This window comes from Colwellia hornerae (genome assembly GCF_007954355.1).
Lineage (GTDB): Bacteria > Pseudomonadota > Gammaproteobacteria > Enterobacterales > Alteromonadaceae > Colwellia_A > Colwellia_A hornerae.
Window position 1 is genome coordinate 66,843 of record NZ_VOLR01000018.1, and the last position, 23,222, is coordinate 90,064.

The window sequence follows — 23,222 nt, forward strand, 5'->3', positions numbered from 1 at the left end:
AATAAGAAGAGATCCGTATGGCCAGTGAATTAATGAATGAACGAGATATTGAATTTATGCTGTATGAATTCTTTGATAGTGAGTCTCTTTTAAAAAGAGAACGTTATCAAGATCATGACCGTCAAACATTTAACGAAGTTATTGCTACCGCTAAAACAATAGCAGAAAAATACTTCTTACCTATTCGTCAAAAACTTGATACCCACCAACCAACTTTTGACGGTAAAAAGGTACATTTAATTCCTGAGCTTAAACCCGCTATCGATGCTGTTATTGCCTCGGGTTTATCTTCAGCGACCGCAGATTATGAAACCAGTGGTATGCAACTACCACCAATCATCGCCAGTATCGCCACGTCCTATCTAACTGTCGCTGGTGGTGTCGGTTTAGGTTACAACATGTTGACCACTGCGAATGCTAATTTACTGAGTGCGCACGGTAGTAAAGACCTCATCGAAAAGTGGGTAAAGCCGATGCGTGCTGGTCGCTTTATGGGCACTATGGCGATGACAGAGCCGGGCAGTGGTTCAGGCTTAGGTGATTTAATTACTAAAGCGACAAAAGCCGAAGACGGTAGCTATCGCATTAGCGGTAATAAAATTTATATTTCGGGTGGTGATCATGATCTCAGTGAAAATATTGTTCACTTAGTGCTTGCGAGATTAACGGGCGCGCCAAAAGGGATAAGAGGTATTTCACTTTTTGTTGTGCCAAAATTTTTGCTTAATGACGATGGCTCAATTGGCGATGACAATGAAGTTGCTTTATCCGGACTATTTCATAAAATGGGCGGTCGAGCTCAAACGTCTACCGCATTGAGTTTCGGAGAAAAGAACGGGTCTGTTGGTTACTTAGTGGGGGAAGAAAATCAAGGGCTTAAGTATATGTTCCATATGATGAATGAAGCACGCATTATGGTTGGAACCAGTGCAGCGGTTATCGGTATAGCGGGTTACTTGTACTCATTAGACTATGCTAAAAATCGGCCACAAGGTCGTTTACCCTCGAGTAAAGATCCCCTATCACCTATGGTTAATATTATCGAACATGCCGATGTTCGAAGAATGCTACTCGCACAAAAAGCTTATGCAGAGGGGGCATTTTCATTAGTACTTTATGGCACACAATTGAGTGATGACGAGAAAACAGCCGCTAGTGCTAAAGAAAAAGAGCACGCACATCTCTTATTAGACTTTCTTACCCCTATTATTAAAACATGGCCTGCTGAATATGGCACTAAAGCCAATGACCTAGCCATTCAAGTACTCGGTGGTCATGGCTATATTAATGAACACCCCGTGGAATTATTTTATCGTGATAATCGTTTAAACGCGATTCATGAAGGTACAACGGGGATTCAGTCGTTGGACTTGTTAACGCGAAAAGTGCCAATGAATAAGATGGCAGGTTACTTAGCGACCTTAGCTGAAATAAATATAACTATAGAACAAGCCAAACATTATCAACGTTTAACTGAATTTAGCCAACAACTAACGGCAGCGGTAACATGTTTAAAGCTAACGACTGAAGCGTTATTAAGTGCAATGACCAGCAATAATATTGATTTAGCTTTAGCTAATTCGGTTAAATACCTCGAGTTGTTTGGTCACGTGATCGTCGCTTGGTTATGGCTCAAACAAGGCCTTGTTGCCACGAAAGCGCTTGAAAATAAACCACACCAAGCTGATGAAAATTTTTATCAAGGAAAACTGCAAACCTTACAGTATTTCTACAGATTTGAATTACCACAAATCGCGTTATGGTCAGCGCTGTTAATACAAAGTGATGACAGCACTTATCAGATGAAAGCTGAATGGTTTTAAAAATAGTCATTAAAATATCAGTTAAATAATAGAGATACCTATGCCAACAATAATTAACAAAGAAGAATTAGCAAATTATATCGGTTTTCAAGCAAAACCAACGCCTTGGCACTCAGTTACTCAGCAACAAATTGACCAATTCGCTGATTGTACACTCGATCATCAGTTTATTCATGTTGATGAAGAAAAGGCAAAAGCGACACCCTTTGGCGCTACTATTGCTCATGGTTTCTTATCATTATCAATGCTCTCTCATTTTGCTGAAGACTTTAGCGTTATCATTGACGGATTTTACATGGGCTTAAATGCTGGTTTTGACAAAGTGAGATTTTTACAACCCGTTACGGTGAATAGCCGTATTCGAGCCCATGCAACAACGTTGGCGATTGAAGAGAAAAAGCCAGGACAATATCGCTTGTCGACTCAAGTGAGTGTTGAAATAGAGGGCAGTGAAACACCTGCGCTAGTCGCACAGTGGATTTCAGTACAAATGGTAAAATCACATTAGTAGAAAGTAATTTTAATGTATTTTAAGGAAATTTCATGACCATCAGTTTTATAGGAAAAGTCGCTATTGTTACTGGCGCAGGTAATGGTTTAGGTCGCTCGCATGCGTTAGCGCTTGCTGCGCGTGGTGCAAAAGTCGTGGTTAATGATTTAGGAGGCGCGCGCGATGGTAGCGGAGCGTCTTCACAAGCGTCACAAGATGTCGTGCGTTTAATTGAACAAAACGGTGGAGAAGCCATCAGCCATGGCGCAAATGTTGCGAACTTTGATGAGGTACAAGACATGGTTAATCAAGCCATGGAAAAATGGGGCCGTGTTGATATATTAATCAATAATGCTGGTATTTTAAGAGATAAATCTTTTGCTAAAATGAGCTTAGCAGACTTTACTATGGTGATGGATGTTCATGTGATTGGCAGCGTTAATTGTACTAAAGCTGTTTGGGATATTATGCGTGCACAAAACTATGGCCGTATTGTGATGACAACCTCATCGAGCGGCATGTACGGTAATTTTGGCCAAGCTAACTACGGCGCAGCTAAAATGGCGGTGTTAGGATTAATGAATACGTTATCGATTGAAGGCGCTAAAAATAATATCCGCATAAACGCTCTTGCCCCAACCGCTGGCACACGTATGACAGAAGACCTCATGCCTGAAAACATTGTCAAAGCATTTGCCCCTGAAGCGGTAACGGCTGGTTTGCTCACCCTTTGTGATGACGATGCGCCGACTCGCTTTATTTTATGTGCAGGTGCGGGCGGTTACTCAAGTGCAAGTATGTTTGAAACTCAAGGTTGTTTTATTCCGCAATCGTCACAAACACCAGAATCTGTACGCGGGCAGTGGTCGCAGTTAACCGATGAGGCAGGCCAAGCAGCTTTATCTGCTGGATCAAAACAAGGTGAAAAATTTGTCAGCAAAGCTATGGCTTATATGAAGTCACAGCAGCAAGTATAAATATGACGACTGGTTTGTCGTTCAGATGATAATTAAAAAGGAATACTGATGAGAGAAGCTGTAATAGTATCTGCTGCGCGTACCCCGATAGGTAAAGCATACCGAGGTGCCTTTAATGATTTATCAGCGCCAACTTTAGCGGCTATTGCGGTTAAAGCCGCCGTTGAAAGAGCAGGAATCGATGCCAATGAAATTGAAGACTGTATTTTTGGTGCCGCGCTAACGCAAGGCAATCAAGGAATGAACTTTGGTCGGCAAGTGGCAATGGCGGCTGAATTGCCAGTTTCTGTGCCCGGTATGACTATCGACCGTCAATGTTCATCAGGTTTAATGTCTATTGCTATTGCGGCAAATCATATTGTTGGTGATGGCGCACAAGTGGTGCTTGCCGGCGGTTGCGATTCCATTAGTTTAGTACAAAACGATAAAATGAATATGCATAGGGCTGTTGACCCGAGTGTTAAAGCCTATCGACCAGCAACTTATATGCCGATGCTTGATACGGCCGAAATCGTTGCCACTCGCTATAGTATTTCTCGAGCAGAGCAAGACGGCTATGCGCTTAAATCTCAACAACGCACGGCCGCAGCACAACAAGCGGGTAGGTTTGATGATGAAATTGTGCCAGTGACCTGTACTAAACGTGTTATGGACAAGGCGACAGGCGATTTCAGCAAAGAAACGGTCACTTTAACTAAAGATGAAGGTAACCGTCCATCAACAACGCTAGCAGGACTGTCGGCTTTAAAGGCGGTCAATGATAATGGTGCTATTACTGGCGGCAATGCTTCGCAGTTATCTGATGGCGCTGCGGCTGTTGTTCTAATGGAACGAGGTTTAGCTGAGCAAAGAGGTCTTAAGCCTTTAGGAGTCTATCGTGGCATGGTTGTTGCCGGTTGTGAACCCGATGAAATGGGGATTGGGCCGATTTATGCGATACCCAAATTGTTAGCGCGTAATAATTTAACGATTGACGATATCGGCTTATGGGAAATTAATGAAGCTTTTGCGGTACAAGTTTTATATTGTGCGACTAAGTTAGGCATTCCCGAAGATCGTTTAAATGTAAATGGTGGGGCAATTTCTATTGGCCATCCTTATGGCATGAGCGGCACACGTATGGTGATGCACGCACTGATTGAGGGTAAACGTCGTGGAATCAAATATGTTGTCATTAGCATGTGTATTGGTGGTGGACAGGGCGCAGCAGGCTTGTTTGAAGTACTTTAACCGTTTTAAGTAAAACATTTACCGTGGCGTCACTATAATAATAATGCCACGTAAACAATAAGTGATTGGGGAGATAAGAATAATGGAAAAGATTTGGCTTGAAAAGAGTTACCCACCCGGCGTTGATTTTGAAATAGACCCAGATAAATATAATTCACTCGCAGATTTATTTGCTAAATATACCAAGTTATATCAAGGTAACACCGCTTTTATTAATATGGGGGCGAGTATTAGTTATCAAGAGCTAGGTCAACAAGCTCATGACTTTGCGGCTTATTTACAGAGAGATTTAGGATTAGTTAAAGGTGATAAATTTGCGATTATGATCCCTAATCTTCTTCAATACCCTATCGCATTATTTGGTGCCTTGTTAGCTGGGCTTACTGTGGTCAATGTTAACCCGTTATATACACCACGCGAATTAGAGCACCAGTTAAAAGACTCAGGCACTAAAGCTATTCTTATTCTTGAAAATTTTGCCCATGTTCTTGAAAAGGTTATTGATAAAACTGATGTTAAGCATATTATTCTTACAGCTGTTGGCGACAGGTTAGGGACAGTTAAAGGTTTACTGATTAACAGTGTACTCAGGCATGTGAAAAAGCAGGTGCCTGCCTTTAATTTCCCTGGAGCCGATAGATTTAATCAAGCGATGAAAAAAGGGGCTACATTAACCTTTAGCCCTGTCAAAGTGCTTGGTTCAGATCTCGCCTTCTTACAATATACCGGTGGCACAACAGGTCCATCAAAAGGAGCCATGCTGACTCACCGTAATATGGTTGCTAACCTTGAACAGTCAAATGCGGCGACCAAAAATGTTTATGAAGTCGGCAAAGAAATTATGATCACAGCTTTGCCGCTCTACCATGTTTATGCGTTAACCTCTAATTGCTTATGTTTTATCCCCTTTGGTGGTACCAATATTTTAATTACCAACCCAAGGGATATGAAAGGTTTTGTGAAAGAATTAGCCAAATATCCTTTTACAGTTATTACCGGGGTAAATACTTTATTTAATGCTTTGCTGCATACCCCAGGATTTGACCAGCTTGACTTTAGCCCATTAAAGCTTGGTTTTGGTGGTGGAATGTCGGTACAACGTCCGGTAGCTGAACTTTGGGAAAAGGTCACTAAAACAAGATTGTTAGAAGGTTATGGCTTAACTGAATGTGCGCCATTAGTGACCATGAGCCCTTTTAATCAACAAAGCTATAATGGCTCTATTGGTGTGCCTGTTTCTTCGACCGACATTCGCTTAATTGGCGATGATGGTCAGGAAGTTGTGCTAGGTGAGCCCGGTGAAATGTGGGTTAAAGGTCCTCAGGTGATGAAAGGTTATCACAACCGACCCGATGCAACAGCTGAAGTACTTAAAGATGGTTGGCTAGCCACCGGCGATATTGCCACCATGGATGAAAATGGCTTCTTCAAAATTGTTGACCGAAAAAAAGACATGATCAACGTCTCAGGCTTTAATGTTTTTCCTAATGAAATTGAAGAAGTACTCGTTATGCATGATGGTGTACTTGAAGCGGCTGCTATTGGTATCCCGCACGACACAACAGGAGAAGCGGTTAAGGTTTTTATTGTTAGGAAAAATCCTGATCTAGCAGAGCAAGATATTTTTGATCATTGCCATGAAATGCTAACAAACTATAAACGGCCTAAGTTAATAGAGTTCATCGATGAGTTGCCCAAAAGTAATGTCGGTAAAGTGTTACGAAAAGAGTTACGTAAGGATGTTGCATAAGTAGACAAGGTTATTTTTACGAGTAATAAATTGACTGGGTAATTACGCCTACGGCTAGTGCTATGTTAGTCCTTAGGCGTTTTTTATTCTGCTAGGAAGCTAAAAAACTCATTAACACGATAAGGACTTACCTGTGAATATAATAGAAAACAGCTGCCTTTTAGTAGGACGTTTACTTATGGGCTTATACTTTATTATCCCTGCGATAAGTAAAATTAACAAATTTGAGGGCACCAGTGTCTACATGGAGCAGCACAATGTTCCTATGGTGCCAGTACTATTAGTGGTGACCATAATCATTCAGTTGGTTGGCGGCGCGGGCATCATAGTTGGTTTTAAAAGTAAAGAATCCGCTTTTATATTGGCTGGATTAACCTTGGTCATTAGTCTTTTTATGCATAATTTTTGGGGAATGGCAGAAGGGTTAGCACGCAGCCACGAATTACAAAATTTTTTCAAAAACATGGGCATTATGGCTGGTTTATTAATGATTACCGGCTTAGGGACGGGAAAATTTAGTCTTGAAGGGTGCGAAGTGACTCATGCTAAAATAAGTTAATGGTATTAACCCTTCTAAATAGCAAACTCAAAGCCCAACTATAAACCCCAACGCAACAATAAACACAGAGTCATAAAACGACAACAAACAGCTGGAGAATATCTTATCATGACAAGCTCAAAACAATTATTTACTCATATTTCTGCAAGTGGAACACTTGAACTATCTTTAAAAGAGGTCGAAGTACCTACACCTAAATCCCATGAAGTGATTGTTCGTATTGAAGCCGCGCCCATCAACCCATCAGATATGTGGCCGATGTTCGGACCTGCTAATTTAGCCGAGGCGGTATTAAGTGCAGACAAGTTAACGCTTAGTGCACCTGTGCATAGCAGCATTTTACCTCGAATTAAATCGCGCATAGATCAAATGTTACCTATTGGTAATGAAGGTGCAGGTACCGTAATTGCTGCCGGTGACAGTGAAGCTGCACAGTCGTTAATGGGGAAAACAGTCGCGGTCTTAACCGGAGGCGCCTATGCCCAATATTGTTGCGTGCCCGCACAAGCTTGTATTGTTCACCATGAGGGCACTAGCGCTAAGAATGCTGCTTCTTCTTTTGTCAATCCTTTAACGGCTTTGGGCATGGTAGAAACTATGCGTATGGAAGGACATAGTGCATTAGTGCATACCGCTGCAGCGTCAAGTTTAGGGCAAATGCTAAATAAAATATGTCTGGCACAAGGCATTCCTTTGGTAAATATTGTCAGAAGTCACCAGCAAGTCGAGATACTTAAAGCGATTGGTGCTCAATATATTTGTGATTCGTCGAGTAAAACTTTTAAGACTGATCTTTATAAAGCGATTGATGAAACAGGGGCAACCTTAGCCTTTGACGCAATAGGGGGTGGCGAAATTGTCAGTGATATCCTGAACGCAATGGAGCAGTCTGGCAGCAAAGATGCCGTTGGCTTTAATACTTATGGTTCAGAGACTAATAAACAAGTGTATATTTATGGTGGTTTAGACTTCTCTCCAAGTACTTTAAATCGCGCTTACGGAATGACATGGGGCATAGGAGGTTGGTTATTGATGAGGTTTTTGAGTAAATTGCAACCACAACAAGTCGCCAAATTACAACAGCAAGTGGCTGATGAAATAAAAACCACTTTTGCTTGTGCGTTTACTGAAGAATTAAGTTTTGAACAAGCGATGACCCCCGCGACTGTTTTACAATACAACGCTAAAAAAACCGGCGAAAAATATCTAATTAATCCCAATAAAAATAGTTAAGCTCGTTTAGGAGACTGGACTCTTTTAGTTTAGTCTCCATATTTTTCTTTTGCTCTCTTAATCTCGGTGATATTTTCTTGTTATCGCTAACTCGTATTCATTTGGTGAATAATGAGCCATAAGTACTATTCATTTGTTTAATTTATTTGTAACCTTTACCATAGCTTAGAGATTATAATAATTTTTTATTGTCACCCATTAAGTGAACAACAAGATAATATGTTAGAAATATATGCTGGCGATTCAGCCATGAAGACGATTAAAGAAAATGGATTTTCACCTGACTTATTTACCTCTTTTTTAGCGGCGAGTGGTGGACCTAAATGGTTTACTTTATATGGTTTAGATAAATACCTCTTTAGTGAGTTTTTTAAAAATAGAGAACAAGCGTTAAATCTTATTGGTTCGAGTGTGGGAGCCTTTAGAAATGCTTGTTTTGCTCAAAAAGATCCCATCGCTGCGATAGAACGTCTCGCAAAAAATTATCATGAAACTGCCTACACGGCTAAAGCCAAGCCTGCAGAGGTTAGCCAAAAAGCATTAGAAATGATGGATGCTATTTTTGGTGATTCAGGCGAGCAAGAAATTGTTGATAACCGTCATTTTAAAGCACATATCATTGTTGCTAAATGTAAAGGTTTTGTTGCTTACGAAAATAAATTTATTCAGGGACTTGGCTTGGCAAAAAGCTATGTTAATAATCGCATCAGTCGCCCACGCTTAAATAGCCAATATGAGCGTTATATTTTTCAGTCAAGCCATAGTAACCTTGAGCTTAACGATCCCGATAACATAGCAACATCGCGGCTACCTTTTTCAACAGCCAATATTCGTAACGCGTTACTCGCATCAGGTTCAATTCCCTTGGTGATGCAGGGTATCAGCGATATTGAAAACAGTCCCAAAGGTATGTATCGAGATGGTGGTATTGTTGATTATCATTTTGATTTTGAGATTAAAAATCCAGGATTAACACTTTATCCCCATTTTAGCTCTTCACTTAAGGCTGGTTGGTTTGATAAAAGTTTACCAAGAAAAGTAAGATTAAAACACTACGAAAATACGGTATTGATTTGTCCTTCGGCTAAATTTATTGCTTCATTACCACATCATAAAATTCCTGATAGAAACGACTTTATAGCCATGAACCGTAAACAGCGAATGTGGTATTGGCAACAAGTGATGAATGACAGTGAAAAACTAGCTGAATCATTTGATCAAATTTATAAAAATCAACAATTAAGCCATATAAAAAGTATAAACCAGTTATTGGCATAGTCTTTTAAGTAAAGAGTCACCAATTACATACTATAAACGCATAGAGATAATAATGATGACAACGTATAAAGCGATAAATTTAGTGGCACGTCCTTCTGGTGGTCTAATAGGACCTGATTTGTTTGACCTTGTAAAAAAGGATATTCCTGAAGTGGCTAAGAACCAATTTCTGGTTAAACAATCACATATGTCATTAGACCCGGCAATGTTTGGTTGGATGAGTGCCGATACAGAAAGTTATATTCCACCGGTTGCCCTTGGCGATGTTATGCGCAGCTCAGGTATCGGTGAAATTGTTGAAAGTAATCATGATGATTTTAACGTAGGTGACCGCGTTATGGGTATGATGGGTTGGCAAGAATACTATTTAAGTGATGGTACGGGGTTAAATAAAGTAACAGCACCTTTACCAGATGAAGCTATCTTATCAGTTTTTGCCTTGCCGGGATTAACCGCAACACAAGGATTATACAGCATAGGTAAGCCTCAAAAAGGGGAAACACTTGTTGTTTCTGGGGCAGCTGGTTCGGTTGGCTCAATTGTGGGGCAACTTGCTAAAGCCGATGGACTAACTGTCATTGGTGTTGTAGGTAGTGATGAAAAAGCTGATTGGGTGGTAAATGAATTAGGCTTTGATGGTGCGATAAATTATAAAACCGATGATATTGCGACTAGATTAGCCCAATTAACGCCAAAGGGTATTGATGTCTATTTTGAAAATACCGGTGGAGCCATTCAGCACCATGTTATTGCCCGGATGAATGCTCATGGTCGAATTGTCGTCTGTGGCATGATTGCTGATTACCCAAAAGCAGAACCCGACTTGGCACCTAGTTGGATCCCTATCATTAAGAAACGCTTAACAATACAGGGTTTTACTATGCCAGATCATTTTGGCGAAGTGCCAGCCCTATTAGAAAAGTTAACACCCTATGTAATGCAGGGTAAAATTAAGTATCGTGCTCATATCCTAGATGGCTTTGATGAAGCAATGACTGGGTTGAATTTATTTTTTACCGGTAAAAATAAAGGTAAACTTATCGTTAAACTCTGATGAGTTAGCTTAATGCTTCGCGGTTATAAATTTTTCTTATCAATAAAACTTAAATTTACTTTACGCTATTTAATTAAAATGGAAATGAATATGTCCCAGAAACTTGTTAATAAACTGATGTGCACCCTAGTGTTTGCATGTTTAACATCCATGTCTGTTAGCGCAGAAACATCCGTTAAGACACCAAAAACAGATCAAAATGTGGCTGTCGCTAATGCTGTTGTAGCAATAACTGAGGTTAATATCGATGAGGACAGCTTTAGTTGTATAAGAGATATGACACCGGTTAGGCATTTTTATGTTGATAATCTTTTAGGAGATATAGCAAGCACTTTAGCCGCAGCTAATGCACCAGAGGGTGCTAAGTACCCCGTGGGCTCTGTTGTGCAACTGGTGCCAACAGAAGCTATGGTTAAACGTGAATCGGGTACTTTTCCTGCCACCGGTGACTGGGAGTTTTTTGAACTAGAAGTCAATGAACAAGGGTCAAAAATTGGTAAGCGTGGTTTTGTCGATGTTGTTAATCGTTTTGGCGGCAACTGTTTTGCTTGTCATGCACCAGCTCGAGAGCCCTGGGATTTTATTTGTGAATCAGATCATGGCTGTGAAACTATTCCTATCGATCACAAAATGACTGGCGCACTGCAACGTTCTGATCCTCGTTGTGGCGATGCTGTTCCCCAAGATGGCGATTGGATGGCACTGTTTAAGCTCAAAAGTATGGTCAGTATTGGCCTAACAAAACAGTGGTTTGAAGAAAAATTTTAACGTAAGTCGTTAGCACAATGAAAGCTGGCATGAACCGCTAATCGAGATGGTTGGTTTATTGTTAGCAGGGTACTATTGTTACTTACCGATAACGTGACACTATGGCCCGAACTATGAGTAAAGTGATAACATAGCTGTCTAGGAGGCTGGTATTGGTTTCATTTTACTAGCAGCTGAATGCTTTCGTCATTAATATAAAACGCCCAAGAAGTGAGTAACATCTTTTTTATAGCGTAAATAAATCGTAAATTAATTTCTAATGATGCCAATTATCATGGCTTCATCTTCATAGGTAATAACATGTTTAACAGTACAGAGAGTTATATTGCATCAGACGAACTTCGCTTAGCGGTAAACGCGGCAATTACCCTAGAAAAGCCATTGTTGATTAAAGGTGAGCCTGGAACAGGCAAAACGCAATTAGCTGAAGAATTAGCAAAGTCGCTTAATTGTAAATTATATCAATGGCATATTAAATCAACAACTAAAGCACAACAAGGTTTATACGAGTACGATGCTGTGTCGAGGTTACGTGATAGCCAATTAGGCGATGAACGTGTGCATGATATCGCTAATTACATTGTTAAAGGTAAACTTTGGCAGGCGTTTGAAGAAGAGCAACGTCCAATATTATTGATTGATGAAATAGATAAAGCTGATATAGAGTTTCCTAATGATTTATTACAAGAGCTCGATAAAATGGAGTTTTATGTTTATGAAACTCAACAAGTCATTAAAGCAAAACAACGTCCGATCATTATTATAACGTCAAATAATGAAAAAGAGTTACCCGATGCATTCTTACGTCGTTGCTTCTTTCATTACATCAAGTTTCCAACAAAAGTAGAAATGGAACAAATTATTGCTGTTCATCACCCGGATGTGAAAAAAGATTTATTAGCGCATACCTTAGAAGTTTTTTTTGAACTGAGAGACTTGCAAGGTATTAAGAAAAAGCCTTCTACATCAGAGTTAATAGATTGGTTAAAACTATTGGTCGCCGACGATGTTGCTCAAGAGGTATTAATCGATAAGCAGTCAGGTATTATCCCTTTATTTGGTGCGCTATTAAAAAATGAACAGGATGTCTCATTACTTGAAAAACTCGCCTTTATCAGTCGCAGAAATAGGTAGTTGTTGTGTTTATAGATTTATTTATAACGCTAAGAAAACATAAAGTTCCTTGTAGTTTACGCGAGTTATTAGACTTGATTGCGCTATTAAAAAAGGGTGTTGTTTTTGCTAATGTTGAAGAGTTTTATCACCTAGCTAAAATTGTTATGGTTAAAGATGAAATTCATTATGATAAATTCGACAGTGCTTTCGCTGAATACTTTGAAGGCATTCAAGCTATTGATATATTTGATAAAATATTACCTGAAGATTGGCTAAGAAAAGAGTTTGAAAAACACCTAAGCCAAGAAGAAAAAGATAAGTTAAAAGCATTAGGTGGTTTAGACGAGCTAATGAAAGCGTTAAAAGAACGCCTTGAAGAACAAAAGAAACGCCACGCTGGCGGTAATAAATGGGTGGGTACTGGCGGTACATCGCCTTTTGGCGCTTATGGTTATAACCCCGAAGGTATTAGGGTCGGGCAAGATAAAAATCGTAATAATAGTGCGGTTAAAGTGTGGGATAAGCGAGAATTTAAAAACTTTGACCAAGACCGAGAATTAGGCACTAGAAATATAAAATTAGCGCTTAAAAAGCTGAGAAAGTTTGCCCGTACCGGTGCAAGTGAAAAGCTTGATATTAACACTACTATCAGCTCAACGGCGAAAAATGGTGGTATGCTCGATGTACATATGGAGCCTGAACGCCATAATGCGGTAAAAGTATTGATGTTTTTTGATATCGGCGGCTCTATGGACGATTACATACATACTTGTGAAGAACTTTTTTCAGCGGCACATACCGAGTTTAAACACCTTGAGTTTTTCTATTTTCATAATTGTGTTTATGAAAGGTTATGGAAAGACAATAGCCGCCGCCGCAGTGAGACTATTGATTTAGAAGAAATCATTAGAACCTTTGGCGCTGACTATAAAGTTATTTTTGTTGGTGATGCCACTATGGGACCTTATGAAATAACCGCACCTGGCGGCAGTGTTGAACACTGGAATGAAAAACCAGGAACCTTTCATATGAACAAAATTCTTGGTCATTTTAATAAGGTCGCTTGGTTAAACCCACAACCAGAGACTCATTGGGATTATCATCACTCAATCTCAGTTATTAGGCAGTTAATAGCGGAGAGAATGTACCCTTTAACAGTCGATGGCATAGGGAGAGCGATAAAAGCGCTCAGTTAAATAGCTGGCTAGTACAGTAAAAATCAAGGACGGTTGTAGCTTTACCTGTCTGTAATGAATGAGGGCTATTAACAACCAGTTTATAGCCCTTCAGCTATGTCTCATCACTTACCAATCTTTTATTATGTTATTTATTATTGCCGCCGTTGCTTCTGGTTGCTCAAGGGGAAACATATGGCCGCCATTAGCTAATTTAATCAGCGGTATGTCATTCATCTTACTAAATCGATTAAAGTAACTCACCGGTAAAACGTCTGTTTTTTCACCATATATCAATGCAGATGGCACGGATAGTTTATTTTTATATTTTGTTAAATTGCAGGGTAAATGCCTAAATATATCGGCTTCAACCTCGGGTGAAAACATTAACTCCCATCTTTTATTCTTTAGCGTCACTGCGCTGTCTACGTAATCTTGTAAACATCGCGGATCGAAGTTTTGAAAAAGTTTCTTCTGAGCAAAATTATTGACTAATTGTGTTTCCGGCGGCCAATATTTTTGTCTGTTTTTGGCTCTACCAGCTGGAGATATTTTATCGATAAAAGGTGTTTTTTTAGCGAGTTTCAAAAACCAAGATAATGGCCCAGAAAATACCGGAGGATCTAACATCACTACGCCACGAAAAAGTTCAGGATGCTGGCAAGCGGCCATAAAAGAAATGACACCACCAAAAGAGTGCCCAACACAAATAACCTTTTGGTCTTGCTGCTTAATGAAGTTAACCAGTTCATTGACCAAAAATTGCCAATTATTATGGATGGGGTAACAATCATCGTGACCATATTGTTCTAAAGCAATGGTTGAATAATCGTTTGAAAACAAGGACAGAAAAGTACGGTAACTTCCTGCTGGAAAACCATTGGCATGGACAAAGTTGATTACAGGTTTTGACATATACGTTTATAAACACCTATGATAAAAATTATATAAAAGATTATTACCCTTGAATTTATTGTTAAAGGGTTAAGACTAAACTGAAGCGCTTTTAAAGATAGCGGTTAAAGAAATCAACCACACTACTTTCAGCCTTTTTAGGGTTGAGTTGCCATAGTTTAGTGTGCTCGCCACCTTCAGCTTGCCAAAATTGCTTAGGCTCCTTGGCGGCAGTAAATAAACGTTGCCCGTGTTGAAAGTCTACCGTTTTATCGGCAGTGCCATGCATAATGTAAACAGGTCGTGGCGAGATGGCTGCGATGTATTTCTCGGGATTAATTTCATCAATTTCTAAATTGCCGCGCCAAGCAAAAAATTTAGCTACCATTGGCATTAAGGGGTAACGAGGAAGACCGTAGAGTAGTTTTGCCTGTTCAGCGAGTACGTCCATCGAATTAGCGTAGCTACCACTAAAGACACCTGCTTTTATACGAGAGTCTTGTGCCATAACGATGATGCTAGTTGCCGCGCCCATAGAAAATCCCATCACACCAATAGAGTTACTACTTTTCTCATCAATTAAATAATCTAAAGCGGCTATGACGTCTTTCTTCTCGTGATAGCTCATCGTTGAAATAATAGTAGGGTCTTGACGAGGATGACGCAGGTCAATGGCTAAAACATTATAACCGGCAGCAACAATAGCCTTGGCGTAGCGCATACCTTCGGTTCGGTTTGCTGTTCTACCATGTACTAATAATATTGCTTTATGGCTGTCATTATCTGCAGGCATATACCAAGCCGGTAGTGTTAGCCCATCAGCGGTATTAAAAACTACTTCTTCAAAACTGAGGCCTTGTTCACTTGGTTCTCCGCAAAAGACAAAACGGGCTTTTGTACACTCAGTAATTGGGAGTATTAATATTTTTGAAGAAAAATACCATGCACCACTAAAGTAAACACAGATAAATAATAAAACAGAAAACAGGGTGAATTTTTGAATCATAAGTTAACGGCCTAATATACTGTGAGCGATCTTCTTATCTATAGCTAAGATCATACTTTAGTGAGTCATGGTAGATTTGCTATAGGCTCAAGGTCATCGTTGAATCTATTGCTATCGCCGCATCTAAAGCTGTTAGTATCTCTTTTCTTTCTCTAAGCTTAGTTCCGTGGTGTGCTGCCATATTTAGGGTTAACAGTTGCGTTGCTGCAGCTTTTGCCGTAGCCATTAATTGGTCGGATTCAACTAATGTATCTAGAAATCCAGCTAATACAGCTGTTTGTGGATCAAATAATTCAGCATTTATTACTGAGCGCGTTAGGTAGTTAATCGGTACACGGTTTCTGGCGAGTTCAAGGCCAGCTTGATGCATGGTCATACCAATGGCTACTTCATTAAGTCCAATTTTAAATGAACCGATAGTGCCGATGCGATAATCACAACTGAGTAATAAAAAAGCGCCTTTGGCAATTGCATGGCCGGTACAGGCGCCAACAATAGGAAAGGGAAAAGATAACATACGGCGAGTAAGCGTTGAGCCAGCTGTAACTAAAGATACGGCTGAATCAGAACTTTCTTTCATCGTTTTTAAATCATAGCCACCTGAAAATATTCCCGGTTGACTTGTTAAAATTACGGCAGCTTTCGCAGCTTCTGCTTGGTCTAAAGCACTGTTTATTTCTGTTATTACTTGATGAGAAATAGCGTTAACCTTGCCATTTTTTAGGGTGATCGTGGCAATGTTTTCATCGAGTTCAAAATCTATTAGTTCCATGTTTTTTCCTATAGTTGTTAAAATTGATATCACTGGCTGTTAGCCAAATTGAGCCGCTTTTTGATAAGCTGGTCTTTTTCTGATGTTAACGAGATAGTCTTTAGTTTTGCCTTTGTTTTCTAACAAACCAATACTTTCTGCAATCTCGAGTATCACTGTCATCATAATATCAGCAGCACTAAAAGAATCACCAGCAAAATAACGCCTTACGCTTAAAGTATTTTCGATATATGAAAAATCAAGATGATTTTCTTTAGTAATATAACCGTCAAGAGGCTGAGTGCCTTCACGAGTTTCCATTGACATCAGTAATGTCGTTATCACAGGTAAGCTTAACGAACCTTCGGCGAAGTGTAACCACTCTAAATAATGATAATATTCATTACAATCAATGCTGGGCCTTAAATTGCTTGACGTTGCATGGTTAAGAATATATTCCATTACCGCTCCAGACTCACACAAAGTAACCTCGCCATCAACGATAATAGGCGCTTTCGCTAGCGGATGAATTAATTTTAAACTTTCAGACGCTAAATTTGTGATGGGGTCACGTTGATGTTTAACAACGTTGTAAGGCATATTAAGCTCTTCTAACAACCAGATAACGCGTTTAGATCGTGATTTGTTAAGATGGTGTATGGTAATCATGTTTACATTTTTCCTTGCCATTTATTGCTATTACTTACAAAGTAAGTGACGCTTGGTAATTAAGGTTAAATCTTACCTTTTATATATGTAAGTTAGCTTACCATATATTTAGGTAAGGCTTTGTTGTGTTAAATGATATTTGAACGCAACAACCTAAGCAAAATACCTTCGACATATTCAAGCGTCAGTAACATAGAAGGTATTAAGCTAAAATCAATAACAAGTAATAAAAGTAGCCAATTAATTAGGCCAATAGAAACGCCTTTAGCGTAACTGACGATACCTTGTAAATCATTTTGAACAACCGTTAACCCTATGCCCATCATAATTCAAAATATACCAATAGCTGCGCTTTTGTCTTGTAAATGTAACTAATTCAGTACTATAGGTGTTTTTTATCAGTGTTCCTTACTATCTATTGGATAAAAGTTTTGTATGATTTTCCAACATCCAACATCCAACATCCAACATCCAACATTGTCTTAAACAAAACATATTACTAATGACGACTTATTAATTGTTATATGTGAGCCGTTACTTAAAAAAGCTAACCGCACCGGCCATATCTTCGCGGTTAGTACGAGTTTTATTTATTGGCGCATTTATATCAGCGTAGCCAAATGACATACCAAACAAAATACCTCTTTGTTCTGGTAAGTTTAAAGATTTTTTGATTGGATCTGGAAACTGCCCCAATGCACCTTGCATACAATTTGATAGACCGTGCTCAGCCATAATTAGTGAAAGGGTTTGCGCATATATACCTAAGTCAACCGCACCCATAATATCGAGATATTTATCCATAGTAAAAAATGCCACGTGGGGAGCATTAAAAAAACTCCAATTGCGGATCATCGCTTTTTGACGACCGAGTTTATCTTCACGGGTAACACCAATAGCACTGTAAAGTGCATTGGCTGAACCAAATTGACGGTCTCTATGGATGCCTTCATATTTAGGTAGCCAGTTAAAATCTGGATTTGGTGGTGTGCCACTCATAACTGTAGAGAGTAAATCATTTTTCAGTGATTCTTTCTTTTCCCCAGACACCACACAGGTTTGCCAAGGTTGTACATTGCAGTTTGATGGTGACCGTTGTGCTTGTGTAAAAATAGCGTCTAATAATGCTTGTTCGACAGGTGTTTCTAAATAAGCACGCACTGAATTACGTTCTTCTAAAAGGGTGGTTAAAGACATTGAGACTCCTTTATTATTTTAAAATAGTCTCACCTTAAGGGATGTGATTTATGAGACTTAGCATTGTTGCAATTAAATTTTGGGAAACGTTTAATCAATTATCAACAGATACAAATCACTTAAAAAAGTGATCTATACTTGTTACAAGAGGGTATAAATAGACACTGTAATAAGCTTAAAAAATATTTAAGCGCACTTCTGATGGTAAAACTGTTACCTTTTTAAAACCAATGAATAATTATTATCACGCTCTATTCTAAAATCATATAGTAAGTGGGGATTTTTCACTGGTTATTTCAGAAGCGCATTAACGTTTATTATATGGATACTGAATAGTTAGAGATAAATTAAATTCATTTGACTAATTTATCCCATATCGATAATATCAGTGGTATGACCACTTGGTTAAAGCAATGTTGAATAGTGAAGTCAACGGTTAATAATAAATTTTTGGAGTCAATAGAATGCCTGAATATAAAGCCCCAGTTCGTGATATTAAGTTTGTAATGCAAGAATTATTAGACTGCGACAAACACTATAAAAAATTAGGTTACGATGATGCTAGTGAAGATATGGTCGACGCTATTATCTCAGAAGCAGCCAAGTTCACCGAACAAGTGATTGCACCCTTAAATCAAATCGGTGATGAGCAAGGTTGTACGTGGACAGACGGTGTAGTAACCACGCCAGATGGTTTTAAAGATGCTTATCAACAATACGTTGAGGGCGGCTGGCCAACATTATCTCAAAGTGAAGAGTTTGGTGGGCAAGGATTACCTTATTCTCTTAATGCTTCTATTAGTGAAATGATGTCGTCTGCTAATCATAGTTTTGCAATGTATCCTGGTCTAAGTCACGGGGCACAAGCAACAATTGAAGCTCATGGCACCAGTGAGCAAAAACAGCAGTATATGCCTAAACTAGTTGAAGGTAGCTGGACAGGCACAATGTGTTTAACTGAATCACATTGTGGTACTGATCTAGGTATGTTGCGCACTAAAGCTATACTAAACGATGATGGTAGCTATGCGATTACCGGTACAAAGATATTCATTTCAGCCGGTGAACATGACTTATCAGATAACATTGTTCATATTGTTATCGCACGCCTTCCAGGTGCTCCTGAAGGTAGTAAAGGTATTTCTTTGTTTATTGTTCCTAAGTTTAATGTCAATGAAGATGGCACAAAAGCAGACCGAAATGCTGTGAGTTGTGGTTCAATCGAACATAAAATGGGTATAAATGCTAACGCTACTTGTGTTATCAATTTTGATAGCGCTAAAGGGTTTTTAATTGGACAAGAGAATCGTGGCCTACATTGCATGTTTACTTTTATGAATGCTGCCCGTTTAGGTGTAGCAATGGAAGGTTCTGCAGCAGCTGAAGCAGCATTTCAAGGTTCATTAGCTTATGCAAAAGATCGTTTACAAATGCGTTCTATTAGTGGTGTAAAAAATCCAGATGGGCCAGCTGATCCTATTATTGTGCATCCTGATGTTCGCCGTATGCTACTTACGCAAAAGTCTATTTCTGAGGGCGGTAGAGCACTAATAGGTTATTTGTCGCAATTAGTTGATATAACTCACGCATCAGATGATGCCGATGTTAAAGCGGATGCAGAAAACAAATTAGCCTTATTAACACCTATTGCAAAAGCATTTTTAACAGAGTTAGGTTTTGAGTGTACAAGTCATGGTGTACAAGTTTTTGGCGGACATGGTTTTATAAAAGAATGGGGTATGGAACAGCTGCTACGTGACACTAAAATTAGTTGTATTTATGAAGGTACAACGGGTATTCAAGCGTTGGATTTATTAGCCCGTAAAATTTTAGGTAGTAAGGGTCAAATTTTAAAGCCGTTTATGACTGACATTGCTATTTTTTCGAAAGACAATGCCGACAATCCAGCAATGAGTGAGTATGTTAGTACCTTAAACTCATACGCTAAACAATGGCAAATGATCACCGGTGATATTGGTCAAAAAGCCATGAAGAATGCAGATGAAATTGGTGGTGCTTCAGTTGATTACTTGATGTTTGCCGGTTACGTTACTTTAGGCTACTTCTGGGCGAAAATGGCCTCTGTAGCGCAAAGTAAGCTAAAAGACGGCGGCGAAGATGAAGCGTTTTATCAAGCTAAAATCAAAACAGCAGCATTTTACTTCCATCGTATACTTCCTAGAGCTCAAGGTCATGCAGCTTGTATCGAAGGTGGCGTAGACTCGATGATGGCTCTAGCAAGTGAAGACTTTGCATTTTAATTAAGCATCAGCTTTATTGATAATTAAAAAATAATTATTGGTAAACAGATAGATATCTATCCACTTTACACGGTTAAGATATTTTAAACGACTATTAAACTAATGCCTAATATTTAGATTTAAATCTGAATGTTAGGCATTTTTTATTTTACAGTAAGGTAAATAATCCATTTACAAACCATGCCTCGCTAAATAACTATTTAGGTAATTAATGAGAGTTGATTTAACTACTTGGTTGCGCTAATAAGTTGATGAGCTAGGTTTCGTTATTGATGTCGACTTGGTTGTGTACCTTATCGCTGAATATTTATTATCACTTTTAAATTATCTTTGTTGTTTTATATCAGCTTAACGTTATTGAGTTATCTCCAGCTAGATATAATCATTTGATTTTATCTAATATTAGTATAAATTAATTATCGGTTATAACGAGGGCACCAACGAGATGTGTCGATAACATATTGTTATAAAATTAAGGAATTGGCGATGCCAACAAATAAACACAAACGAAAAGCTTCATCACATGCTAAATCTAATAAAGGAAAAAACACAGAATCAACCGGTCTGATCATTTCACACCCTCAGGTTTTTATTTATGTTGGTTTGTTTTTTGTTGTGTTGGGGATATATTTATTAGCCTTTGAATCTCAGGATAACGCACTATTTGGTCTAGCTATGCTTTCTCTTGTGGCGGGAGTAGTGACAACTTTCTATGCAAATTTTACGCTATCAAAAAAAAAATCCCGCTAGGGTAGGCTTTTAAAGGGACTTAAGTGGTAAGAACCTTTAATATCCTGCTTATCCTGCTTATCCTGTGCTTTATGCTAGCTATTTGGCTTCGCGCGGAACCAGAGCGGTACATTAATTAAAAGCATCGATGATTTTATTTATCATCGTTGAGCCCGAACTCTGGTAAATCTTTAACAAAGCATGCTCTAGCAATATAATGCTAGCTGATTATCATCCAGGGTTAAAACTGTGTAACTAGAGAGTATATGAGATATTGGACGATTATCTGCCTTGTACTTCTATCGAGTGCTTGTACCCATAACAACTGGCGGACCGCGAGCAGAGAGCCTGCGGGTATTGCATCATTACCCAATGACGATAGTAGAGCCATCGTAGAATTCTATGCTGCGGATGCTTTTAGTTGGCGTGGTTGGTTTGCTGTTCATCCTTGGCTTGCAATCAAAGAAGAAAAAGCAACAGAATATAGTGTTTATGAGGTTACTGGTTGGCAAGTAAGACAAGGTTTATCGGCAATAAGGCAATATCAAACCCTAACACCAGATAGATACTGGTATGGTTCAAAACCGGTATTATTACTTTCTATCAAAGGTGATAAAGCGGCAAAGCTTATTCCTAAAATTCAGGCAGCGATCGCACTTTATCCTTGGGTAAATGAATATAGTATCTTCCCAGGTCCTAATAGTAATACTTTTATCGCTTGGATAGGTCTGCAAATCCCCGAGCTCGAACTTGAGCTACCATTAACTGCTATTGGCAGTGGCTACGCAAACAAAGCGCTAGCTACCCGTTAGTGCTTATCGATTAGAAAATTTATGTTATTTAATTGCTAGGTAGTTCACTAAATTATTGGATTGATTAACTTTAAAAAATATTCTTTATTAGTTGATATATTATCAATTTTAATTGGATAATGAAGTACCTGGTTGAAATAGTTAGCAAATTGTGAGATTTGTAGCACTAGTTTTCTGGCGTCATTAATAAACATAGTACAAATTTGATTATCTTTAAGCTCTTCTCTGTCTATTTGGAATGGCTGCTGTGATGTCTCTGATACCCATAATGCGCTTCTAAGTTTAGCTTGGATAAAATTCATTTCTGGGTTGCTAGCATTCAAGGTGTTTGCCCATTTAATGACTTTTGATAATTGGTCGTATAGATGATTGCCGTAGGCTTGCTGGTGGGTATTTGTTTGGATACTTTCTTGCATTATTGCTAACAGTGGCCTTTGTAAATGATAAGAATAAATAGAGCTCGTTTTTTGACTCGTCCTAAAGTCAAATCCTTCCCCTAATAGATATAGTTCTCCAATTGCCGTGTTGATGTTTTTACTTTTTCGAGTGATTTGTGAATATTGATTAGCAATTTGTGAAATTTGCGCGTATTCATGAATTTGGGTTAATTTTTTTGGGTAACCAGAGCCATCCAATTTTTCTTCATGCTGCTCTATTGATTCTAGGACTAACTTATTCTCTAATCCTGCAATTCTAGTAATTTCTTTACTTAAAATAGGATGAACTAGCCTGGCATCTTTCATTGTACTGTTCAATCGAGCGTAACCTATATTTTCAAAAAATAACACAGAGATCAGTTCAGATAATTCGGTTGGAGAATAGTTATTCGCTTTACCTATGTGGGTGCCGAACACTAAATTGATTAAAGTGTTTTGGTAAGCTGACGGGTTGATATGCGAAAATATACTGAGGTGGTCAATGATTTTCTTAGGGATAGATCCGCTTTTTATATAATCAGCAATAGTTGTTAGCGTTGCTGTTAGTTGAAAGTTATTTAAAACAGGATTTGATTTAGCTAAATCTAGAATCGGCGCTAATAAATCTTCCGTGGTTTTATCTTCGGTAAGAGCAATGACATCTTCATGGCCGATTATACCTTCTTTTTGTAAGCTAGTTAATTTTTCGCGTATTTTGTCTGTAATTTCAGTGCCGGCTTTTAAAAAAACTCTTTTTCCTTGTGGGTCGGTAATATCTTTATTGATCCCGTATTCCATTCCTGAATTTAAAATATTAGTTGAAAACTGTTTAGAAGTTTCTTTAACAAGTTGGTTAATAATGTTCACATTCGATCCTTGAATTAATTTTCTACTGCCAGTTCTATCTGTTAACTGTAGGAATGATTTCAGTTATTTGCAAAGCGTCTTATAAATTAGCTGATAAGTTTTTTATCAGTACCTTAAGGTCGTTTTAATTTGTGGTGAAGAAAATAATAATTTAATTATTTTCCTTT

22 protein-coding genes are annotated in these 23,222 nt (G+C 38.7%); 15 read left to right on the forward strand and 7 right to left on the reverse strand.

Annotated elements, in window-relative coordinates; genetic code table 11:
* Window positions 1–17: 17 nt before the first annotated feature.
* The 12 genes from ESZ26_RS13300 (at window position 18) to ESZ26_RS13355 (ending at window position 13,474) form a co-directional block, all read left to right on the forward strand.
* On the forward strand, window positions 18–1,823 hold the full coding sequence (locus ESZ26_RS13300; protein WP_146799966.1) for an acyl-CoA dehydrogenase: 1,806 nt from the start codon (window positions 18–20) through the stop codon (window positions 1,821–1,823).
* A 40-nt stretch (window positions 1,824–1,863) separates the two neighbouring features.
* The gene (locus tag ESZ26_RS13305; RefSeq protein WP_146799967.1) at window positions 1,864–2,331 is read left to right on the forward strand and encodes a MaoC family dehydratase; all 468 of its coding nucleotides are present in this window, start codon (window positions 1,864–1,866) and stop codon (window positions 2,329–2,331) included.
* Window positions 2,332–2,366: 35 nt separating this feature from the next.
* The gene (locus tag ESZ26_RS13310) at window positions 2,367–3,290 is read left to right on the forward strand and encodes an SDR family NAD(P)-dependent oxidoreductase (protein WP_146799968.1); all 924 of its coding nucleotides are present in this window, start codon (window positions 2,367–2,369) and stop codon (window positions 3,288–3,290) included.
* 48 nt (window positions 3,291–3,338) lie between these two features.
* On the forward strand, window positions 3,339–4,520 hold the full coding sequence (locus ESZ26_RS13315) for an acetyl-CoA C-acyltransferase (RefSeq protein WP_146799969.1): 1,182 nt from the start codon (window positions 3,339–3,341) through the stop codon (window positions 4,518–4,520).
* A gap of 82 nt (window positions 4,521–4,602) precedes the next feature.
* Window positions 4,603–6,270, forward strand: coding sequence for an AMP-binding protein (locus tag ESZ26_RS13320; RefSeq protein WP_146799970.1), 1,668 nt, complete (start codon window positions 4,603–4,605; stop codon window positions 6,268–6,270).
* A 133-nt stretch (window positions 6,271–6,403) separates the two neighbouring features.
* Window positions 6,404–6,829, forward strand: a complete 426-nt coding sequence (locus tag ESZ26_RS13325) for a DoxX family protein (protein WP_146799971.1) — start codon at window positions 6,404–6,406, stop codon at window positions 6,827–6,829.
* Window positions 6,830–6,937: 108 nt separating this feature from the next.
* Window positions 6,938–8,062, forward strand: a complete 1,125-nt coding sequence (locus ESZ26_RS13330; RefSeq protein ID WP_146799972.1) for a zinc-binding dehydrogenase — start codon at window positions 6,938–6,940, stop codon at window positions 8,060–8,062.
* A gap of 219 nt (window positions 8,063–8,281) precedes the next feature.
* Complete coding sequence (locus tag ESZ26_RS13335) at window positions 8,282–9,340, forward strand: patatin-like phospholipase family protein (protein ID WP_146799973.1); 1,059 nt, start codon at window positions 8,282–8,284, stop codon at window positions 9,338–9,340.
* A gap of 55 nt (window positions 9,341–9,395) precedes the next feature.
* Window positions 9,396–10,394 carry an NADP-dependent oxidoreductase gene (locus ESZ26_RS13340; protein ID WP_146799990.1) on the forward strand — a complete coding sequence of 333 codons (999 nt, stop codon included), beginning with the start codon at window positions 9,396–9,398 and terminating at the stop codon, window positions 10,392–10,394.
* Window positions 10,395–10,484: 90 nt separating this feature from the next.
* Window positions 10,485–11,162 carry a hypothetical protein gene (locus ESZ26_RS13345; RefSeq protein WP_223271679.1) on the forward strand — a complete coding sequence of 226 codons (678 nt, stop codon included), beginning with the start codon at window positions 10,485–10,487 and terminating at the stop codon, window positions 11,160–11,162.
* 300 nt (window positions 11,163–11,462) lie between these two features.
* Window positions 11,463–12,296, forward strand: coding sequence for an AAA family ATPase (locus ESZ26_RS13350; RefSeq protein ID WP_070376888.1), 834 nt, complete (start codon window positions 11,463–11,465; stop codon window positions 12,294–12,296).
* 5 nt (window positions 12,297–12,301) lie between these two features.
* Window positions 12,302–13,474, forward strand: coding sequence for a vWA domain-containing protein (locus ESZ26_RS13355; protein ID WP_146799974.1), 1,173 nt, complete (start codon window positions 12,302–12,304; stop codon window positions 13,472–13,474).
* Window positions 13,475–13,582: 108 nt separating this feature from the next.
* Here ESZ26_RS13355 and ESZ26_RS13360 read toward each other — a convergent pair whose 3' ends face one another.
* The 6 genes from ESZ26_RS13360 to ESZ26_RS13385 all read right to left on the reverse strand — a co-directional run bounded on the left by ESZ26_RS13360 (window position 13,583) and on the right by ESZ26_RS13385 (window position 17,970).
* The gene (locus ESZ26_RS13360; RefSeq protein WP_146799975.1) at window positions 13,583–14,368 is read right to left on the reverse strand and encodes an alpha/beta fold hydrolase; all 786 of its coding nucleotides are present in this window, start codon (window positions 14,366–14,368) and stop codon (window positions 13,583–13,585) included.
* 91 nt (window positions 14,369–14,459) lie between these two features.
* Window positions 14,460–15,353: an alpha/beta hydrolase gene (locus ESZ26_RS13365; RefSeq protein ID WP_146799976.1), complete on the reverse strand. Its 894-nt coding sequence runs from the start codon at window positions 15,351–15,353 to the stop codon at window positions 14,460–14,462.
* Between the two features lie 79 nt (window positions 15,354–15,432).
* Window positions 15,433–16,125, reverse strand: coding sequence for a crotonase/enoyl-CoA hydratase family protein (locus ESZ26_RS13370; protein WP_146799977.1), 693 nt, complete (start codon window positions 16,123–16,125; stop codon window positions 15,433–15,435).
* A gap of 39 nt (window positions 16,126–16,164) precedes the next feature.
* The gene (locus tag ESZ26_RS13375; protein ID WP_146799978.1) at window positions 16,165–16,773 is read right to left on the reverse strand and encodes a glutathione S-transferase family protein; all 609 of its coding nucleotides are present in this window, start codon (window positions 16,771–16,773) and stop codon (window positions 16,165–16,167) included.
* Window positions 16,774–16,901: 128 nt separating this feature from the next.
* Window positions 16,902–17,099 (reverse strand): hypothetical protein, encoded by a 198-nt coding sequence (locus tag ESZ26_RS13380; RefSeq protein WP_146829389.1) that lies wholly within the window; start codon window positions 17,097–17,099, stop codon window positions 16,902–16,904.
* Window positions 17,100–17,307: 208 nt separating this feature from the next.
* Window positions 17,308–17,970: a nitroreductase gene (locus tag ESZ26_RS13385; protein WP_146799980.1), complete on the reverse strand. Its 663-nt coding sequence runs from the start codon at window positions 17,968–17,970 to the stop codon at window positions 17,308–17,310.
* Between the two features lie 464 nt (window positions 17,971–18,434).
* Here ESZ26_RS13385 and ESZ26_RS13390 point away from each other — a divergent pair, with 464 nt between their 5' ends.
* The 3 genes from ESZ26_RS13390 to ESZ26_RS13400 all read left to right on the forward strand — a co-directional run bounded on the left by ESZ26_RS13390 (window position 18,435) and on the right by ESZ26_RS13400 (window position 21,772).
* Entirely contained in the window at window positions 18,435–20,231 is a 1,797-nt protein-coding gene (locus tag ESZ26_RS13390; protein ID WP_146799981.1) for an acyl-CoA dehydrogenase C-terminal domain-containing protein, read from the forward strand.
* A 486-nt stretch (window positions 20,232–20,717) separates the two neighbouring features.
* Entirely contained in the window at window positions 20,718–20,981 is a 264-nt protein-coding gene (locus ESZ26_RS13395) for a hypothetical protein (RefSeq protein ID WP_146799982.1), read from the forward strand.
* A gap of 245 nt (window positions 20,982–21,226) precedes the next feature.
* Window positions 21,227–21,772: a DUF3750 domain-containing protein gene (locus ESZ26_RS13400; protein ID WP_146799983.1), complete on the forward strand. Its 546-nt coding sequence runs from the start codon at window positions 21,227–21,229 to the stop codon at window positions 21,770–21,772.
* Window positions 21,773–21,819: 47 nt separating this feature from the next.
* Here ESZ26_RS13400 and ESZ26_RS13405 read toward each other — a convergent pair whose 3' ends face one another.
* Complete coding sequence (locus tag ESZ26_RS13405; RefSeq protein WP_146799984.1) at window positions 21,820–23,055, reverse strand: HD-GYP domain-containing protein; 1,236 nt, start codon at window positions 23,053–23,055, stop codon at window positions 21,820–21,822.
* Window positions 23,056–23,222: the final 167 nt, after the last annotated feature.

What these genes read in the sequence shown, in the direction of transcription:
- ESZ26_RS13375 (WP_146799978.1), bottom strand. Translation starts at nt 16,773, where the DNA reads ATGATTACCATACACCATCTTAACAAATCACGATCTAAACGCGTTATC.
- ESZ26_RS13385 (WP_146799980.1), bottom strand. Translation starts at nt 17,970, where the DNA reads ATGTCTTTAACCACCCTTTTAGAAGAACGTAATTCAGTGCGTGCTTAT.
- ESZ26_RS13350 (WP_070376888.1), top strand. Translation starts at nt 11,463, where the DNA reads ATGTTTAACAGTACAGAGAGTTATATTGCATCAGACGAACTTCGCTTA.
- ESZ26_RS13330 (WP_146799972.1), top strand. Translation starts at nt 6,938, where the DNA reads ATGACAAGCTCAAAACAATTATTTACTCATATTTCTGCAAGTGGAACA.
- ESZ26_RS13370 (WP_146799977.1), bottom strand. Translation starts at nt 16,125, where the DNA reads ATGGAACTAATAGATTTTGAACTCGATGAAAACATTGCCACGATCACC.
- ESZ26_RS13300 (WP_146799966.1), top strand. Translation starts at nt 18, where the DNA reads ATGGCCAGTGAATTAATGAATGAACGAGATATTGAATTTATGCTGTAT.
- ESZ26_RS13310 (WP_146799968.1), top strand. Translation starts at nt 2,367, where the DNA reads ATGACCATCAGTTTTATAGGAAAAGTCGCTATTGTTACTGGCGCAGGT.
- ESZ26_RS13345 (WP_223271679.1), top strand. Translation starts at nt 10,485, where the DNA reads ATGTCCCAGAAACTTGTTAATAAACTGATGTGCACCCTAGTGTTTGCA.
- ESZ26_RS13395 (WP_146799982.1), top strand. Translation starts at nt 20,718, where the DNA reads ATGCCAACAAATAAACACAAACGAAAAGCTTCATCACATGCTAAATCT.
- ESZ26_RS13340 (WP_146799990.1), top strand. Translation starts at nt 9,396, where the DNA reads ATGACAACGTATAAAGCGATAAATTTAGTGGCACGTCCTTCTGGTGGT.
- ESZ26_RS13365 (WP_146799976.1), bottom strand. Translation starts at nt 15,353, where the DNA reads ATGATTCAAAAATTCACCCTGTTTTCTGTTTTATTATTTATCTGTGTT.
- ESZ26_RS13360 (WP_146799975.1), bottom strand. Translation starts at nt 14,368, where the DNA reads ATGTCAAAACCTGTAATCAACTTTGTCCATGCCAATGGTTTTCCAGCA.
- ESZ26_RS13390 (WP_146799981.1), top strand. Translation starts at nt 18,435, where the DNA reads ATGCCTGAATATAAAGCCCCAGTTCGTGATATTAAGTTTGTAATGCAA.
- ESZ26_RS13315 (WP_146799969.1), top strand. Translation starts at nt 3,339, where the DNA reads ATGAGAGAAGCTGTAATAGTATCTGCTGCGCGTACCCCGATAGGTAAA.
- ESZ26_RS13305 (WP_146799967.1), top strand. Translation starts at nt 1,864, where the DNA reads ATGCCAACAATAATTAACAAAGAAGAATTAGCAAATTATATCGGTTTT.
- ESZ26_RS13380 (WP_146829389.1), bottom strand. Translation starts at nt 17,099, where the DNA reads ATGATGGGCATAGGGTTAACGGTTGTTCAAAATGATTTACAAGGTATC.
- ESZ26_RS13400 (WP_146799983.1), top strand. Translation starts at nt 21,227, where the DNA reads ATGAGATATTGGACGATTATCTGCCTTGTACTTCTATCGAGTGCTTGT.
- ESZ26_RS13335 (WP_146799973.1), top strand. Translation starts at nt 8,282, where the DNA reads ATGTTAGAAATATATGCTGGCGATTCAGCCATGAAGACGATTAAAGAA.
- ESZ26_RS13320 (WP_146799970.1), top strand. Translation starts at nt 4,603, where the DNA reads ATGGAAAAGATTTGGCTTGAAAAGAGTTACCCACCCGGCGTTGATTTT.